Origin of the sequence: Arthrobacter livingstonensis, from assembly GCF_003219815.1 — a bacterium.
Taxonomy (GTDB): Bacteria; Actinomycetota; Actinomycetes; order Actinomycetales; family Micrococcaceae; genus Specibacter; species Specibacter livingstonensis.
In genome coordinates this window covers 198,110-213,002 of sequence record NZ_QJVD01000001.1, presented here as the reverse complement: position 1 = coordinate 213,002, position 14,893 = coordinate 198,110, and the positions used below count along the sequence as shown (strand labels likewise).

15 protein-coding genes and 1 pseudogene are annotated in these 14,893 nt (G+C 66.1%); 8 read left to right on the top strand and 8 right to left on the bottom strand.

The window, feature by feature from the left end; all coding sequences use genetic code 11:
- Nucleotides 1-63 precede the first annotated feature (63 nt).
- The 3 genes from ppc to CVV68_RS00920 form a co-directional block, all read right to left on the bottom strand.
- Nucleotides 64-2,904, bottom strand: a complete 2,841-nt coding sequence (ppc, locus tag CVV68_RS00930; protein ID WP_110499127.1) for a phosphoenolpyruvate carboxylase — start codon at nt 2,902-2,904, stop codon at nt 64-66.
- Nucleotides 2,905-3,034: 130 nt separating this feature from the next.
- Nucleotides 3,035-3,589 carry an SRPBCC family protein gene (locus CVV68_RS00925; RefSeq protein ID WP_110499126.1) on the bottom strand — a complete coding sequence of 185 codons (555 nt, stop codon included), beginning with the start codon at nt 3,587-3,589 and terminating at the stop codon, nt 3,035-3,037.
- Nucleotides 3,590-3,634: 45 nt separating this feature from the next.
- On the bottom strand, nt 3,635-4,006 hold the full coding sequence (locus tag CVV68_RS00920; RefSeq protein WP_146238788.1) for a hypothetical protein: 372 nt from the start codon (nt 4,004-4,006) through the stop codon (nt 3,635-3,637).
- A 286-nt stretch (nt 4,007-4,292) separates the two neighbouring features.
- Between CVV68_RS00920 and CVV68_RS00915 the strand changes: the two genes are divergently transcribed.
- Entirely contained in the window at nt 4,293-5,096 is an 804-nt protein-coding gene (locus tag CVV68_RS00915) for a DUF1684 domain-containing protein (RefSeq protein ID WP_110499124.1), read from the top strand.
- Nucleotides 5,097-5,265: 169 nt separating this feature from the next.
- Here CVV68_RS00915 and CVV68_RS00910 read toward each other — a convergent pair whose 3' ends face one another.
- Together CVV68_RS00910 and CVV68_RS00905 are read right to left on the bottom strand one after the other, a co-directional pair.
- A complete protein-coding gene (locus CVV68_RS00910; protein WP_110499337.1) occupies nt 5,266-6,456 on the bottom strand; it encodes an acyl-CoA dehydrogenase family protein in 1,191 nt (396 codons plus the stop codon).
- Entirely contained in the window at nt 6,456-7,235 is a 780-nt protein-coding gene (locus CVV68_RS00905) for a 3-hydroxyacyl-CoA dehydrogenase (RefSeq protein ID WP_110499123.1), read from the bottom strand. Before CVV68_RS00905 ends, CVV68_RS00910 begins: the two co-directional genes overlap by 1 nt.
- A gap of 105 nt (nt 7,236-7,340) precedes the next feature.
- On the opposite strand from CVV68_RS00905, the gene CVV68_RS00900 reads away from it, so the two are divergent.
- The gene (locus CVV68_RS00900) at nt 7,341-8,465 is read left to right on the top strand and encodes a glycoside hydrolase family 76 protein (RefSeq protein ID WP_110499122.1); all 1,125 of its coding nucleotides are present in this window, start codon (nt 7,341-7,343) and stop codon (nt 8,463-8,465) included.
- Nucleotides 8,466-8,527: 62 nt separating this feature from the next.
- On the opposite strand, the gene CVV68_RS00895 is transcribed toward CVV68_RS00900, so the two are convergent.
- Nucleotides 8,528-9,115 (bottom strand): YdeI/OmpD-associated family protein, encoded by a 588-nt coding sequence (locus tag CVV68_RS00895; protein WP_110499121.1) that lies wholly within the window; start codon nt 9,113-9,115, stop codon nt 8,528-8,530.
- A gap of 115 nt (nt 9,116-9,230) precedes the next feature.
- Here CVV68_RS00895 and CVV68_RS00890 point away from each other — a divergent pair, with 115 nt between their 5' ends.
- From CVV68_RS00890 to CVV68_RS23760, 6 genes and pseudogenes are all read left to right on the top strand, one after another.
- On the top strand, nt 9,231-9,929 hold the full coding sequence (locus CVV68_RS00890; RefSeq protein ID WP_110499120.1) for a VOC family protein: 699 nt from the start codon (nt 9,231-9,233) through the stop codon (nt 9,927-9,929).
- A gap of 55 nt (nt 9,930-9,984) precedes the next feature.
- The gene (locus tag CVV68_RS00885) at nt 9,985-10,524 is read left to right on the top strand and encodes an NUDIX hydrolase family protein (RefSeq protein WP_110499119.1); all 540 of its coding nucleotides are present in this window, start codon (nt 9,985-9,987) and stop codon (nt 10,522-10,524) included.
- Between the two features lie 735 nt (nt 10,525-11,259).
- Entirely contained in the window at nt 11,260-11,376 is a 117-nt protein-coding gene (locus CVV68_RS24840) for a DUF4916 domain-containing protein (RefSeq protein ID WP_245933256.1), read from the top strand.
- Nucleotides 11,377-11,409: 33 nt separating this feature from the next.
- The gene (locus CVV68_RS00875; RefSeq protein WP_110499117.1) at nt 11,410-12,126 is read left to right on the top strand and encodes an SRPBCC family protein; all 717 of its coding nucleotides are present in this window, start codon (nt 11,410-11,412) and stop codon (nt 12,124-12,126) included.
- 46 nt (nt 12,127-12,172) lie between these two features.
- Nucleotides 12,173-12,328 (top strand): annotated as a pseudogene (locus CVV68_RS25060) (type II toxin-antitoxin system Phd/YefM family antitoxin); the annotation flags it as partial.
- A 106-nt stretch (nt 12,329-12,434) separates the two neighbouring features.
- Nucleotides 12,435-12,779 carry a type II toxin-antitoxin system RelE family toxin gene (locus tag CVV68_RS23760; RefSeq protein WP_211320677.1) on the top strand — a complete coding sequence of 115 codons (345 nt, stop codon included), beginning with the start codon at nt 12,435-12,437 and terminating at the stop codon, nt 12,777-12,779.
- On the opposite strand, the gene mctP is transcribed toward CVV68_RS23760, so the two are convergent.
- On the bottom strand, nt 12,776-14,488 hold the full coding sequence (gene mctP / locus CVV68_RS00860) for a monocarboxylate uptake permease MctP (RefSeq protein WP_110499116.1): 1,713 nt from the start codon (nt 14,486-14,488) through the stop codon (nt 12,776-12,778). The genes CVV68_RS23760 and mctP overlap by 4 nt on opposite strands.
- Complete coding sequence (locus tag CVV68_RS00855) at nt 14,485-14,799, bottom strand: DUF3311 domain-containing protein (RefSeq protein ID WP_110499115.1); 315 nt, start codon at nt 14,797-14,799, stop codon at nt 14,485-14,487. The genes mctP and CVV68_RS00855 overlap by 4 nt, the downstream gene beginning before the upstream one ends.
- Nucleotides 14,800-14,893 lie beyond the last annotated feature (94 nt).

Here is a 14,893-nt window from a genome sequence, read left to right as displayed (position 1 = left end):
CGGGATCCCGGTGTCAGAAAGCGCGATCGGTGTCATTTAATCGGTGTCACATCGAAACGCCGCCTACCCGGTGTTGCGCAGGCCGGCGGCGACACCGTTGATGGTGATCAGCATGGCCCGCTGCAGGCGCTCGTCCACCTCGGACTTGCTGATGTCGGCCTCGCGGACGCGGCGCAGCAGCTCCACCTGCAGGTAGGAGATGGGGTCCAGGTACTGGTCGCGCACGTTGAGCGAGCGCTTGAGCAGCGGCTGCCTGTCCAGGAGCTCCCCCTCGCCGGTGAGCAGCCGGACCTCTGCGACGGTGAGCTCAAATTCGGCGCGGATGGTGGCGAAGAGGTGCTGCAGCGGTTCGGGCACCAGCGTGCGGACGTAGTGGGCGGCGATCTCCATGTCCGTCTTGGCGAGGGTCATTTCAACGTTGGAGATGGTGGAGGAGAAGAAGTGCCAGTGGTCCAGCATTTCCGCCAGCTCCGCACCCCGGCCGGCTTCGCGGGCCGCACGAAGACCGGAGCCAACACCAAACCAGCCGGGCACGATCTGCCGCGACTGCGTCCAGCCGAACACCCACGGGATGGCCCGCAGCCCGCCCAGCCCGGAGCCGGAGTCAGGGCGCTTGGACGGGCGGGAGCCGATGTTCAGGCTGCCCAGCTGCTCCACCGGGGTGGAGGCCAGGAAATAGGCGGGCAGGTCCGCGTCGTCAATCAGCGTCCGGTAGCCGGCGAAGGCCGCGTCGGAGACAATCTCCATGACCTCGCCGAAGCGGACCAGATCCTCCTCGGAGTGGCGTGGCGCCTGGTGCAGCGCCGAGCCCTGCATGACGGCGGCCAGCGAGAGCTCCAGGTTCTCGCGCGCCAACTCGGGCAGCGAGTACTTGTCGGAGATGACTTCACCCTGCTCGGTGAACTTGATGGCACCCTCAAGCACGCCGTTGGGCTGGGCCATGATCGCGTCGTAGGTGGGACCGCCGCCGCGGCCCACGGAGCCGCCGCGGCCGTGAAACATCCGCACGTTCACCCCGTGCTTGAGCGCCACATCCCGCAGCTTGCGCTGGGTCTTGTGGATCTCCCACTGGCTGGTCAGGACCCCGGATTCCTTGTTGGAGTCCGAGTAGCCGAGCATGACTTCCTGCACGTTGCCGCGCAGCCGGACCAGTTCGCGGTAGGCGGGGTCGGAGAGGAGTTCGTCGACGATTTCAGCGGAGGCGCGCAGCTCGTCGACGGTTTCCAGCAGCGGGGCAAAGCCAATCTTTGCGTACCGGTTTTCGCCCGTCAGCTGCACCAGCCCGGCCTCGCGCGCCAGCACGGCCGCTGCCAGGACGTCGTCCGCGCCGCGGGTCATGGAAATGATGTACGTCTCGATCACATCGGGACCGTAGGTGTGCAGGGCGCGCCGCACCACACGGAAGACGTCGTACGTGCCGTCCGCCCCGCCGTCGAGCTTGATCGGATGTCCGGAGAGCGGGCGGTGGCTGGCCAGCTCGGCAGCCAGGACCTTCATGCGCCCGGCCCGATCCAGCTCGGCGTACGGCGTGGCCAGCTCGCCGACGCGGTCCACAAGCTGGCCAACGGCGTCGTGGTGGTGGTCCGCGTGCTCGCGGATGTCCAGCGTGGCCAGGTGCAGGCCGAAGGAGGCGACGGCGCGGCGGACCGAGGCGAGCGCGCCGTCGGCCACGAGTGCGGCCGAGTTGTTGCGCAGCGAGGTTTCCAGCAGTGCCAGGTCCGCCAGGAGTTCGGCGGTGGCGCTGTAGTCGCGCCCGGGCTCGTGGTAGCCGTCCGCGGCCACGCGCCTGCGGGTGTTCAGCAGCTTGGCCTTGATGCACGTGAGCTTGAGGCGGTACGGCTCCTCGGCGTTGAGCTCCAAAACACGGGAGTCGATCCCGGGCAGCTTCGCCAGGTCCACCGCGATGGACTCCGTCAGCTCCGCGGCCGCGCCGTACAGCGAGCTGGAGTTGGAGAGGATGGATAGCAGCTCGTCGATCATGGCGATGCTGATCTTGACCGCGTTCGCATTTTGCAGGACCAACACGTCGCGGGTGACCTCGGAGGTGACGTTCGGGTTGCCGTCGCGGTCGCCACCGATCCAGGACCCGAAGCGCAGGGGCACGGCGTTCTCGGAAAGCGTCACGCCGTGTTCGCCGAGCAGCCCGCTGAGGTCGTTCAGGACCTGCGGCATGGCGTCGGTCAGGATGTTGCGCAGGTAGTAGATGGCGTTGCGGGCCTCGTCCAGGGGGGTGGGGCGGACCTTGCGGAGTTCGTCCGTCTGCCACATCTGGTCGATGATCTCCGCCAGTTTGCGGTCCTGGCGGCCGCGCGCGCTGCTGCCTTCCTCGGACGGCGTGGCCAGGATGTCCGAAAGCTTGCGCACCTTGTCCAGCACGGAACGGCGGGACGCCTCGGTGGGGTGGGCGGTGAAGATGGGGCGGACGTCGAGTTCGTTGACCACTTTTTGGAGCGCCCCGGGACCGGCCTTCTCGGCAATCTCGGTCACGGCCTTGGCCAGCCAGCCGTCCTTTTCGGGGCGCGTGCGCAGGCTGCGGACCCTGTGCACCTGCTCGGCCGCATTGGCCAGGTGGAAGTAAAACGCGAAGGCGCGGACCAAGTCGGTTGCCTGCTCCAGCGGCAGGGAGGCGAGGACCTCGCGGACCTGCTCCGCGACGTCGTTGGCGCTCCACGGTCCAGTGCCGGTCTCCCCGCGCGCCGCCTCCTTGGATTCCTTGGTCAGCAGGCGCACCTGCTCCACCATGGCCAGCAGTTCCGGGCCGTGCTGGCGGACCAGGGATTCCCCCAGGAGGGTGCTGACGCGGCGGACATCGCGGCGCAGATCGGTATCCTCCGCAGGGTCCGCGGCGTTGTCCGCGTTGTCCGCGGCGTTTCCCTGCGGGGCGAATGGCAGTTCAGAGCTCATGAGTCAGCGTCCTTACGGTCTGTGATTCTTGGTTGCTCGTATGCGGCGTTGAATACGGTGGGGGCGATGGTGGGGCCCGTTGGATACTACTGCGCCGGCTCCCACGCCCGCCAGTTTGTCTCAAAGCGTGTCAGTCGGCGGCGGTGTAGGCGGCGTGGATTTCCTCCCAGCAGGGGTAAAAGTCGTCCCACCAGTGCTGCCAGTCAACGCTTTTCCCCTCCAGCGCCTCCTGCAGGTGGTCCAGGTGGACGTGCCAGCCGGCCATGGACATCAAGATGACTTCCTCCGGCACGGAAATGACGTTGGTGAACACCAAGCGGGTACCCGTGCCGTTGGCCGTGAGCTCGGCGCGGATGGTGCCGTGCATGGCGTTGGTGATTTCCAGGACGTGCGGCGCTTCAGCTGTCACGACCCGCCCGTTCCACCAGTCGGTCTCAATGCCGTGGCCTTCGTCCTTGACGTTGAGCCACTTGAGGTCAAAGGAGGAACCGGTGCGCGCCCTGCCCCTCACCCGGCACCACCACATTTCCGTTTTGGCCGGATCCGTCAGCATGGCCCAGAGCTGCTCGACGGGCGCCGCAAAGTCTCGCGTGAGCGTCAGCTGCGTGCGGTCGCCATCCAAGGGAGTCACTCTACCCAATTCGAAACGGGACATATCCTTGTTCATCTCGGTATTGCTTGCCATCCCGCCATTCTTTCACCAGTTCGTTCCGGTGACGGCGCCTTCGGGTCATCGCCGCCCGGGAAGGTTTCCTTGTTGTGGCACGGACCACGACGCCACCAGGGTCACCGCCAACAGTCCACCCGTCGACAAGAGCCACATCGGGGTGCCTCCGATATCACCGCTTGCGCCATACCTACTGCCGTATGAAAGCATCAGCGAACTTGCAGCGACGGAAAGAATGGCCAGGAATCCGGAGCCGATGACCAGCCACCGAAGCTTGCGGTCTTGTTTCAACAACCGCCCCGTGACCACCAAAGTGAACGCCAGAGGAGTCGCCACGGCAAAGACAATTGATGCCACGAACCCTGGAACCCACCAGTGCCCAGGTTCATCCACAGGATCGAATTGCGGGAGGATCAGGCCGGCGACAACCGTCAAGATGGCGCATGCGGCGGGAAGCCCGCGGACCATGGATGGTGGTGAACTGTAATCGGCCATCGTTGCCCCCAGTGTGATCGCCTAACGTAGGGAAGCGGATACACCCCCACATTCAGGTCCACGTGCAAGCTATCCCGAATGGACGCCGATATGTGGGTTCGCTCAAATCTTGTCACCTTCGTTATGGAACCCAACCCGTCCGTGGCCGGCCAACGCCGGAATACGCCCCCGCCTGCCGCCGTTGTGGCAATTGTGGATCCACCGCTGATCCGCCGACAGGAGGACCATGAGCACGCAAACCCCGGAAGTCACCCGCCTGACCGAGCGCTGGGACCGGTTCCGCGCCGGCCGCAACACCGCACTTGCCTCCGAGCACGGCTGGCTGACACTCACCTCCTTCCAATGGCTTCCCGACGCGCCGTCCACCGTGGACGGCCTTCCCGGCCTGTGGAGCACTGATGGTACGACGGCGGCCCTTACGGCCGGTCCGGACGACTCCCTCACGCTGGTGGAGGGCGGCGCCCCGGTTTCCGGCATCATCACGGCCACCTTGCAGGATGAGGAGTCGCTCCTGTGGGTCCAGTCCGGCTCCGTGGTGGTTGAACTGGGCATGCGCGCCAACCGCTACATGATCCGCACCCGCGACTCCCAGTCCGCGACCTTGACGCAGTTCACGGCCGTGCCGGTGTTTGGCTACAACCCGGAGTTGGTCTTCACGGGCATCTTTGAGCGCTACCCCGAGCCTCGGGAAGTGGACATCACCACCGCAAATCCCGAGGTGCCCGGCACCGCAGTGCTGGTGGGCGACGTCGTGTTTGAACTGGCTGGCACCACTTACCGCCTCGCCGCTGAGCAGGGCCCGCTCGGCTCCCTGATAGTCACGTTCTTCGACGACACCAACAACGTCTCCAGCTCCCACTGGCGCAAGGTGGAACTCACCCGCCCGCGCCCCGACGGCACTGTCACCGTGGACTTCAACCGCGCCATCAACTACCCCAGCGCCTTTACCGACTACGGCACCTGCCCTGCACCCATGGACGGCAACCGCATTAACGCCACCATCGAGGCCGGCGAGCGCAACCCGCGGTAGCCCGAACCGCGGCGGTCCTGAACGGCTTCGCCGGGGCGAGCGACGACGGCAGGGCCGCCATTTCCTCGGCGACTTTCCGGCGATCGGCCGCGGGCGGCCTTTGGTCTCCCTGACGTCGCCTACGGAAACACCAGCTCTACCGCCTGGGTGCCCCTGTGGACGTTGCGCGCTACACGATCGCGGAGACGCCAGTGATCGCCCGGCCTGCGATCAGGGTGTTGATCTCATGCGAGCCTTCATAGGTATAGATGGCCTCGGCGTCGGCGAAGATCTTCGCCATGCGGTAATCGGTGACAATGCCGTTGCCGCCCAGGATCGACCGGCCCAGCGAGACAGTCTCCCGCATGGCCGCCGTGGTGTGCGCCTTGGCGAGCGCCACCTGCGCCATGGTCGCGTCGGCATCGCCGCCCCGGTCCTGCAGCCCCGCAATTCGCACCATCATGGCCAGGGACGACGTCGCGTTGCCCAGCATCTTCACCAGCTGCGCCTGGATCAATTGGAAGGACGCCAGCGGCTTGCCAAACTGTTGGCGTTCGACGGCGTACGCCCGGGCCACATCGAAGGCCGCCAACTGCTGTCCCACGGCCTGCCAGGCCACCGAGATGCGGGAGGCGCGCAGCAACTTGTTTGTGTCGCTGAAGGAGCCGATCCCGGAGAAGCGGTCCCGCTCCGCAACGCGCACGTTGTCCAACACGATGTGCGCGTTCTGCACGGTCCGCAGCGCGATCTTGTGTTCGATCTTGGTCCGCGTGACACCGGGCAGGGAGGCGTCGAGGATGAAGCCGCGCACCTCCCCGGTCCCGGCATCCTTCGCCCAGAGCAGCATGTGGTCGCAGAACGTCCCGTTGCCGATCCAGCGCTTGGCGCCGTTGAGCACCCAGGAGGTGACGCCGTCGTCCTCCACCCTGCGCGCGGTGGTGACCATGCCGCCAGCCACGTCGCTGCCGTGGTCCGGCTCCGTCAAGGCAAAGGCGCCAGTGGAGTTCAGCGCGATGGCGTCCTGGAGCAGACGTTGCTTTTGATCCTCGGAGCCAAAATCAATGAGGGCCTGGACGAAGAGGTCGTGGTGGACCAGGAAAAACGTGGCCAGCGAGGTGTCGGTGCGCGTCATCTCCGCCACCACCAGGCCCGTGAACAGGTGGCTGTACCGGCGGCGGTCCGGGGCCGCGAGACCCAGCGCCGCAATCTTGGGCAGGATGTGCGCCGGGAAGTCGGCGTTGTTCCACCACTCCGTGGCGTAGGGGGCCACCTCGGCGGCCAGGAACTCGCGCAGCTGCGCCAGCTTGGCGGCCTCAGGCTCCGTCAGCGCGGATTCGAAGTCGTAAAAGTCCGCCTTCGGCAGGCCAGGCACGGCGTCCATCATTTGGGCTGCATCCGGATGGCTCCGTCGAGCCGGATGGTCTCGCCGTTGAGCATGGCGTTCGCGGCAATGTGCTCCACCAGCGCGGCGTACTCGGCCGGCTTCCCCAGGCGCGACGGGTGCGGCACCTGCTGCCCCAGCGAATCCTGCGCGGCCTGCGGCAGCCCGGCCAGCATGGGCGTCTCAAAAATGCCGGGCGCTATGGTGACCACGCGGATCAGCGAGCGCGCCAGTTCACGGGCCAGGGGCAGTGTCATCGCCGCCACGGCACCCTTCGACGCGGCATAGGCGGGTTGTCCGATCTGTCCATCAAAGGCCGCCACGGACGCGGTGTTCACAATGACGCCGCGCTCCGGGCCGTACTCGCCGGCGAGCGGTTCGGCGGCCGCCATGGCCTCGGCACACAGCCGCACCACATTGAAGGTGCCGATCAAGTTGACCTGGACCACTCGGCTGAACTGCTCCAGCGGCAGGACGCCCTCGCGCCCCAGCACCTTGCCCGGCGTCGCGATTCCGGCACAGTTGACCACGATGCGCAGCGTGCCCAGTCCGGCCGCAGCCTTGATGGCCGCACGCACCTGGTCCTCATTGCTGACGTCCGCGGGGGCAAATACGGCGCGTTCGCCAAGTTCCGCGGCCAGCTCCGCACCGCTGGAGCTTGGCAGGTCCACCAGCACGACGCCTGCCCCCGCCGCATGCAGTCGCCTCGCCGTGGCGGCACCCAGGCCGGATGCGCCGCCGGTGATGAGCGCGACGGTGCCGTTCTGTGAAATTTCCATGTTTCCTCCTCGTTGAGGTCCGCCGGCCCGCTGCGGGCCGTGAAACTGCGTTAATGCATACTAACTGAAATCCACTGGATTCACGGCAAACAGTACGCTTTGTCTATGAGCGGCAACAGTGTGGGGCACAATGACGGCTCGGTGGGGCCCGAGGACTGGGACGTGCTCGCCGGCGACGCGTCCACCGCCGTCCACGCCCGCTTCGGACACCGGCTCATGGGACTTCCCGGCACGTGGATCGGTGCCATTGCAAGTCCCACCGCACAGGCTCCCGCTCCGTGGTCTGAATGGCACTACTGGTGGCAGGCGCACTACCTCGACGCCGTCGTGGACTCCGGGTTGCGCAACCTCCGCCATGGCAACAGTGGGGCCGCGGCGGTGGCGCTGTCACGGGCCGGGGCCCTGCTGCGCGGCATCATGGTCCGCAACTTTGGCCGCTTCCCCAACTACTATTACGACGACATGGCCTGGCTGGCACTCGCCGCCGGCAGGCTCAACGAGCTCCCGCGGGCAGCCGCTTGCGGGTCCGGACCGAGAGGCGGGTCCGGACCGAGAGGCGGGTCCGGACCGAGAGGCGGGTCCGGACCGCCAGTCCGGCACGCGGCGCTCGCCGGTTTCGCCTCCTCCACGCTGACCCACCAGCTGCACTCCGGCCACGACTACGTCCTGGGCGGCGGCATCCACTGGTCGCGGAAGCGGGACTACAAGAACACGCCGGCGAATGGTCCCGCGGCGCTGCACTTTGCGCGCATCGGCGAACTGGACCGGGCGCGGGCGGTGGCGGACTGGCTGCGCGCCGAGCTGTTCGACCCGGAACTCGGGCTGTACCTGGACGGAATCCACCCCCCCGCCTCGGGCCGCGACGTGGAGCGGACCATCTACACGTACAACCAGGGCCCCATCCTGGCCGCCCTGCTGGAACTGGACCACCCAAGGTATGCGGGCCAGGCCGCGGACCTCATCGACGCCGTCGAGCTTCAGCTGCGCGTGCAGGGAGGCGGGCTGCGGCTGGAGCCCGGCGGCGACGGCAGCCTGTTCACCGGAATCCTGTGCCGCTACCTGGCCATCGCGGCGGGGGACGAACGGCTACCGGCCCACGGCCGGGACACGGCGTCCCGGCTCGTGCGCGAAACTGCGGGACGCCTCATTGGCGCACCGGATCCCCGCAGGCTCTCCGCCGCCGTGCAGCGCTGGACGATCTTCGAGGCCGCCGCCACTCTCGGCAACTAGGTAGCTAGCAGTAGACGCAGATTTGACGCCTTGGACAGCGGTTTCTACTGCTGCCTGGTTGTTCAGGGGCGGCGCTTCTGCGGGTAGGGAGTCTCGCCCGCTTCGAGCATCTGAACGAAACGCGCGATGTTCGCGGCCCGGGCGGCCGGGGTCTTGACGTTGGCGATGCGGTAAATAAACGAATAACGGTTGGTGGCGGTGAGGACATCGAACATGGCCTGTGCGCGGGGACTGTCTGCAATCGCGGCGGCCAGTTCGCCAGGAATCTCCGCGCTTGCCTGCCCGGCATAGGCGGCCTCCCAGCGGCCGTCAGCCTTGGCGGCATCAGCCGCAGCCACCCCGGCTGGGGTCATCCGCCCGTCCAGTGACAATCTGTGGAAATGACCGACATTGATTTGGGACCACTTGCTGGACTTGGTGCGCGGGCTGAACCGGCGCACAAAGGATTCCTCGTCCCGCCGGCCCACCACGCCGTCGATCCAGCCAAAGCACAGCGCTTCATCCAGCGCCGCCGCGTAATCGAGCGCCGTGACGGTGCCGCCCTTCTTATGCAGCACCAGCCTGACGCCGGTGCTCGTCGTGTGGTTGCGTACCAGCCAGTCCCGCCAAGATGCCAGGTCGGGGACTAGGAGTTCAGGGAGTTCGGCCATGCCCCAAGCCTAGTTCCCGCCGGACGCAAGGCCGCCGGCCCGAGCGGGGCTGGCCCGAGCGGGGCAGGCCCGAGCGGGCTTGCTAGCCTTGGACACCACCGACCCTGGAGTTGCCATGCTGCGTGTCCGCCCCGTCCTTTTCACCTCCAGAATGGACGGCTATGCGGCGCTACTCGTTGCTTTGGGGCTGAAGTGCACGGAAAATTACGGCGACTGGCGCGTTTTTGACTGCGGCGACGGCAAGATTGGCCTGCGCAGGGTGGCCGAGGGTGAGCCCCGGGACGGCACCACGGCGATGAGCTTCGAGCTACGGGACCCGGACATCTTTGTCCGCCGCACGCTTGCCGACGGCACCCGCGCCACACTGCTTGACTCCGACCGCGACGCCGATGGCGGCCCTCTCGGCACAGGCACAGGTGCCGCGCTTGTCACCGCGCCCGGCGGCTTCAGCTTCCTGGCCGAGGCCGTCACAGATCTCGCGCCCCGCATCCCCGGCCCCCTGACCGTGGTTCAGTCGTGGCTCACCCCGGATGTCGACGCCGCGCGAAAGGTCCTCGCGGACATTGGCGCCCGGCCCACCGCCCGCCGACCCGACGGCCGCACCGCCTTCCAAGCCAGGAACGGCGGGCTGGTGGCCGTGCACCCCCACCAGGTGACCGGCGTCGAGCTGGGCCTTGAGTACGACGGCGACCTGACCGCCTTGGGTGCGCGGCTTACCCAGGAGGGCATTCAGGTGGCGTCGACTGCGAACGTTTTGACGGTGCGAACGCCCGACGGCGGCCGCCTGAGAATCCTGCGTTCGCCTGTTGTTTAGCATGCTGCGGAGAGGGGAGGATGTCCGCGCGGGGTTCATGGGGTAGAACTGATACATGAGTGTCCGTACCCCTGATCCGTATCCCGGCTGGCTGTCCAACGAGGACCTGTACGAGGCCCGGAACCGCCTTCCCATGGTCTATATCGAAGTGGTGCCCGTGCGCCTGGATCCCCTGGGCTACGTGAACGAGGTGGGCTTGCTGCTGCAGGCCGACGACGAGGGCAGCATGGTCCGCACCCTGGTGTCCGGGCGCGTGCTGTACCGCGAAACCATCCGGGCGGCCCTGGTGCGCCATGTGGAGAAGGACCTGGGACCGCTGGCCTTCCCCCAGCTGCCGGTCAGCCCCGTGCCGTTCACGGTGGCCGAATACCTGCCCTCCCCCTCGGAAACCGGGTTCACCGACGAGCGCCAGCACGCCGTTGCCCTCGTGTACGTGATCCCGGTGACCGGCGAATGCACCCCCCGGCAGGACGCACTCGAGCTGACATGGATGACGCCGGAGGAAGTGCTCAGCCCGGGCGTGCAGTCCGAGTTCGTGGGCGGCCGCGGCGCACTGGTCCGCCAGGCGATCTCCTACGCCGGGCTGGGACGGTAATCGAGCCCGCCGCCGGTGCCTGTCGATATCCAGGCCCGGCAACGCCCGGAGCCGTCGAAACCGCCATTACTGCCTTTGCCTGAACGTCATCGTTAATCACGTCCAACTGGCTGGTTGTCGACAATCTAGTGAAGCGGATCCGCATCGATCTGTATTGACCTGACAGTGCCGCTGACAAGTGTAAAGGTAACTTTGGTTCTCGGGCTTTGCACGTCAATAACGACCGCGTAAGCATGGTTCGCGTTCGGGTAGTAGGTCAGAATCCGCGAGGCGGACGGCTGGTCCTTCAGCACCGAAACGCCGTGTGTGCAATCGCGACTAAGGATCAGGAAGGTAGGCGTGTCCAGCACTAGATGCACCCTGTTACTCGTCGCAGCGTCTGCGATAACTGGGAGGTCGTACCCGGACGTGAAGCCGCAGTAGCGGTACGGCGTCGGGTACCTGCCGGGGACGGGAGTTGCCACAGCATCACCCGGACCGGCTGCTGTCGTTGGCACATTGGCTGGTCCAGCAGGGGAATGGCACCCCGCAACCATGCACACGATGCAGGCGCCAAGGGTCAAAGATGCTGCGAACCCCTTCATTCCATCAAATCTACCCTGCCACCCCGTAGGTCCTGCTGTGAGTTCACCGGGCCTGGCTGGGTCCGGTGCGTGGAAATCTGCGGACAATTTGAAGTGAGGGCCGGGACCTTCTGAATCACGGGGTCCGCGGATTGGCGCTATTCAACCTCCGGTGCCCAATTTAGATGAGACCGGACGGCAGGACGCACTTGAGCTGACATGGATGACGCCGGAGGAAGTGCTCAGCCCGGGCGTGCAGTCCGAGGTCGGGGACCGGGTGGCGAACTAGCCGGTTCCCCGGAACGGGCGTAGATTACGTTTCATGGACACGAATCAGCTCTCAGTCCTCGTCAATGCGGACGCGGAACAAGTATGGCGAATGCTGCGCGAACCGGCCAAAATCGCCCAGTGGCACGGCTGGGAAATGGAGGGCCTGGACGAGGAAATCCGGCAGATTTACTACGGCAGCGTCAAGGAAGGCGAAGACCACCTTCACCTTGACCTGTCCATGGGCGACGCCTTTACGCTCGAACCGCATCCGGACGGCACCTTGGTGACCATGACGCGCGGGAAAGCCACCGGGGAATGGGCCAAATACGACTCCGACATCACCGAGGGCTGGACCATTTTCCTCCAGCAGTTGAAGTTCGCCCTGGACCGCCATCCGCACACGCCCCGGCGCACCGTTTTCGTCGATGGCACCAGCGCCGCGCACACCAACCTGTGGGACGCCCTGGGGATCGACACCGGCTGGCTGCCCGATCCCGGCGAAGCCTACAAGGTCACGCTCAATACAGGCGCCACCCTCAGCGGCAAGGTCTGGTACCGCACCGACTCGCAGGTGGGGCTGACCGTGGCTGACTACGCCGAGCATGGCGACGGCCTGCTGGTCCTGGCCCAGCAGGCGCCCGTCGAGGGTCTCCGCGAACACCCCGGCGCCCAAATCATCGCCTCCACGTACGGCCTCGGCGCGGCCGCTTTGGCCGCCATTGGCGCCCAGTGGGACTCCTTCATGGAAACCCACTTCCCGGACGCGTAGCCCAGCCGGAACCCTTCGAACACCTTAATCAGGATGTACATCTCAAATGAAGAGACGTACATCCTTCATGTCAAACATCAACGTATCCGAGGCCCGCAAGCACCTGCCCGGGCTGATCGATCGGGCCCAGACGGAGGCCGTTTTCATTGAGCGTCGCGGCAAACTCGCCGCCGTCGTCGGCCCCGAGCAATACGGGCGGATGAGCCAAGCCCTTGAAGATGCTGACGACGTCGCCGCTTTCGACGCGGCCATGGCCGAGGCGGGCCCCGATATCCCTTGGGACCGGGTCAAGGCGGACCTCGGTGGGTGTGAGCCGCTACCGAATCGAGCTGCGTCCCGCTGCCGTCCGCGCCCTGCGGAAATTCGACCGGCGGGACAGGTCCAGGATTCAAGGGGCCACTGCATTACTTGGCGAAGACCCCCGTCCGCCCGGCGCGAAGGCCCGCAAAGGGCGCCCGGGACTGCGGGTGCGGGTCGTCAGCCATCGCATCATTTACACCACCGGGAACGACATACTTCGCATCGTCGTGGTCACCCCCGGCCACCGCAAGGACGTTTACGGGCGGTCGGAGCAGCGAAAAGGCGAGGGAACGACGGCGGCCAGCTGGCCGCCGTCGTTCCCTCGCCTTTTCTCCTTGAGCCAGTCGGGCTAAATCACCGGGCCGGCCCCGTCCACTGTCCTGGCGGCGAACGCCGTGACCTCGGGGTCGTCCTCGTTGGCGCCGAAGTCGGAGGGGCGGGTGATGTCCTTGCCGTCCGGAACCTTCAGCGCGCGCAGCACCAGCGTGACCACCACGGCCACGACCGCGTTCAGCACAAACGCCGTGATGGCTATGTACACCTTGGTGGTGGTGCCCGGAATGGCGGCAATGGATCCGCCAAAGTGAGCATGCGTGACGGGATTGACCACACTGTACGCGGTCCACGTGCCGTACACGATGCCCACGGCCCAGCCGGCAAACAACGCCCACTTGTGGAACCAGCGCGTATAGAGGCCGGCAACAATCGCCGGGAACGTCTGCAGGATCCAGATGCCGCCCAGCAGCTGCATGTTGATGGCCGCCGAGGCATCCAGGCCGATCACAAAGATCAACGCGCCAAACTTCACCACCAGGGAGGCCAGCTTGGAAACCTTGGCCTCCTGCCGCGGCGTGGCGTCCTTCTTGAAGAGGTCCCTGTAGATGTTGCGGGTAAACAGATTGGCGGCCGCGATGGACATGATGGCCGCCGGCACCAGCGCGCCCACGGCAATGGCGGCCAGCGCAACACCGGCAAACCAGGACGGGAAGTTGTCCAGGAACAGCTGCGGCACCACCAGCTGCGGATTGATGGTCTTGCCGTTCAGCTCCACCGGATGGGTTCCGGCGGCGATGGCTACATAGCCCAGCAGCGCCAGGAAGCCGAGCACCAGCGAGTACAGGGGCAGCACGGCGGCGTTCTTGCGGATGGTGTTGCGGCTCTTGGTGGCCAGCACGCCGGTGATGGAGTGCGGGTACATGAACAGTGCCATGGCCGAGCCCAGCGCCAAGGTCGCGTAGGCCGCGTAGCTGTCCGCGCCCGGGATGAACGGGCCGGGGACCTTGCCGGTTGCCGGGTTCACTGTGGTCATCTTTTCCTGGGCGGCACCGAAGATGTGCTCCCAGCCGCCAAATTTCGACGGCAGGTAGATGATGGCAACGATGACGGCCAGGTAGATCAGCACGTCCTTGACGACGGCGATCATGGCCGGGGCGCGCAGTCCCGAGGTGTACGTGTAAACCGCGAGCACCACAAAGGCGACAATCAGCGGCAGGTCGTTGAGGAACCAGTTGTCCGGGTTGCCCACGCCCAGCACCGTCAGCACCGACTTGATGCCCACCAGCTGCAGGGCAATGTAGGGCATGGTGGCGATGATGCCGGTCAGGGCGATGGCCAGCGTCAGCGGCCGGCTGCCATAGCGCCCGCCCACAAAGTCGGCTGTGGTGACAAAGCCGTGGCGCTTGGACACCGACCACAGCCGGGCCATCAGCAGGAACACGATCGGGTACAGCACAATCGTGTAGGGAACGGCGAAGAAGCCGCTCACCGAACCGGCCGCCCACATGGCCGCCGGCACTGCCACGAACGTATACGCCGTGTACAAGTCGCCGCCGAGCAGGAACCAGGTGATCCAAGAGCCAAACTTCCGCCCGCCCAGGCCCCACTCGTCCAGCGAGTGCAGCCCGTCCGTTCCGCCGCTGCGCCAGCGGGCAGCGTAGAAGCCCAGGATGCCCACCAGGACAAACAGGACAATGACGACGACGAGGGCCGTCACGTTGACCCCGCGCGTTGCCGTCGGGGCCGTGGCCAGCGCGCCCGCCAGGGTGCCCAGTGCGGTGCTCATTTGGCCTCACCGCCGGCGTCGTGCTTGCCTCGGTGACCGGGCTCCTGCCGCACTGCGGCGCGGCGGCGTTTGTCCTCGGCCGTCACCAGCCAGTAGGAAATCCCGATCAGGATGGCACAAATGGGCACCCACATCATCTGGTACCAGTAAAAGAACGGGAAGCCGAATAGGCGCGGGCCGTCCTTGGCATACATCGGAACCACCAGCGGCATGATGATGGCAGCCGCCAGGAGGATGCCGCTGATGACGTACGGCAGTGGTTTTGCAGGTCCCCGGGTGGGTGAATCGTGAGTGATGTTCGTTGCGGACATGAGCAGCTCCTTTGGGCTCTGAAGTCCTTGATATTTCTTGTCTCGTTCATGGTAAGGACTCCTAATGAGCGATCGGCAGGTTATTCGCGAAAGA